The organism is Mycoplasma testudineum (assembly GCF_002245785.1).
GTDB lineage: Bacteria > Bacillota_I > Bacilli_A > Mycoplasmatales > Metamycoplasmataceae > Mycoplasmopsis_B > Mycoplasmopsis_B testudinea.
This window is the reverse complement of sequence record NZ_NNCE01000019.1, coordinates 1-1,494: the sequence shown is the minus strand read 5'-3', so window position 1 is coordinate 1,494 and position 1,494 is coordinate 1. Positions and strand designations below refer to the sequence as shown.

Genomic DNA, 1,494 nt, shown 5'->3' with positions numbered 1-1,494 from the left:
TGTAGTGGTACCTTAAAGTTGGACTAAAAAAATTATATATATTCTAAGGAATGTTGTCTAAAGTTATAAGGCGACATTCCTTTTAATTTTGCTTTAATTCTTCGATTATTATAATAATCAATATATTCAATAATTGCTAGTTCTAGTTCTTCTAAAGAATTAAAGTATTTTTGATTTTTGTAAAACATTTCAGTTTTCAAAATACTAAAAAAGTTTTCAATAATAGAGTTATCCAAGCAATTTCCTTTTCTAGACATGCTTTGAATAATTCCGTTCTTTTTTAACTCATTTTGGTAATATCTCATCTGATATTGCCATCCTTGGTCTGAGTGAAAAATCAAACCATCTAAATTATCAAATTTATCAAAGGCAATTTTTAACATATCTGTTATTTGCTTGAAATTAGGACTTTTAGAAATTGAATATGAAACTATTTCACGGCTGAATAAATCTATAATTGGTGATAAATATAATTTCCCAGAAGCAATCGAGAATTCTGTAACATCAGTAGCTCATTTTTCATTAATTCTATTTGCCTTAAAATTTTGTATGTATATTTCCTTATTATTAACAATTTGCTTCTCAATTAACAAATTTGGTTTTCATTTTCCAATTTCACCTTTGTAAGTTTTAAATTTTTTCGCTTTCTTAAGTGGAGAAAGTGATAAATGCCTCATAATTTTTAATATTTTCTTATGATTGACTACAATGTTTTGATTTTGTAATTCTAATTTTATTCTTCTGTATCCGTAACTAAAATTGTTTAATTTAGCTATTTCAAGAATTTTTTGATGAATTTCCTTGTCTTTGTCACTTAATTCTAGACATTTCAAATTGTAAAAATATGTAGATTTCGAAATGTTGGCCGCTTTTAATAGAAATTTTATTTTGTGCTTTTTGCTCAATTCAAAAACTATTTTGATTTTTTCTTTCTTGAGTTCTTTTCCAGTGACAAAACTGCGGCTTGCAACTTTTTTAAGTAATCATTTTCGGCTCTTAAATACTCAATTTCATATCTTGCTTTTTTAAGTTCATCATCTTTGACATTTAAATTATTCAATTCCGTTTTATCATTTTTACCCGAAATTTCTTTTTTATCGTTATTGTTCATATTCGAAAAATTGACTCGCTTTCTTCCACGTTTTTTAGGAGCAAGTGCATCAATCCCATACTTTTCATATTCTTTTATTCACCGGTAAATTGTAGATGCTCCATTGGGAATATTATAGTCAATTGCCAATTGTTGTAAAGGTATACCTTTTCAATAATTTTTGATTACAGATAATTTGAATTCCTGTGTGTAAATAGTGTATTTATTTCTCTTTAATCCCTCAAGGCCTAGTTGAAAGTACTTGTTTTTTATTCCTAAGACAGTGGAATCATTAAGTTGATAAGTTTGTGCAATTTGGTTCATAGGAACACCTTTATCGATCATCTCGATTATTTTGATTTTGTCTTCATATGTTAGTTTCATAAGAAAAACCCCTTAAGTTT

Annotated in this window: 2 protein-coding genes; both read right to left on the bottom strand. The window is 26.8% G+C overall.

Annotated features, from left to right (window positions below):
* Positions 1 to 32: 32 nt before the first annotated feature.
* Entirely contained in the window at positions 33 to 923 is an 891-nt protein-coding gene (locus tag CG473_RS04115) for an IS3 family transposase (RefSeq protein WP_244895792.1), read from the bottom strand.
* The gene (locus tag CG473_RS04110; protein WP_094255045.1) at positions 914 to 1,474 is read right to left on the bottom strand and encodes a helix-turn-helix domain-containing protein; all 561 of its coding nucleotides are present in this window, start codon (positions 1,472 to 1,474) and stop codon (positions 914 to 916) included. Before CG473_RS04110 ends, CG473_RS04115 begins: the two co-directional genes overlap by 10 nt.
* Positions 1,475 to 1,494 lie beyond the last annotated feature (20 nt).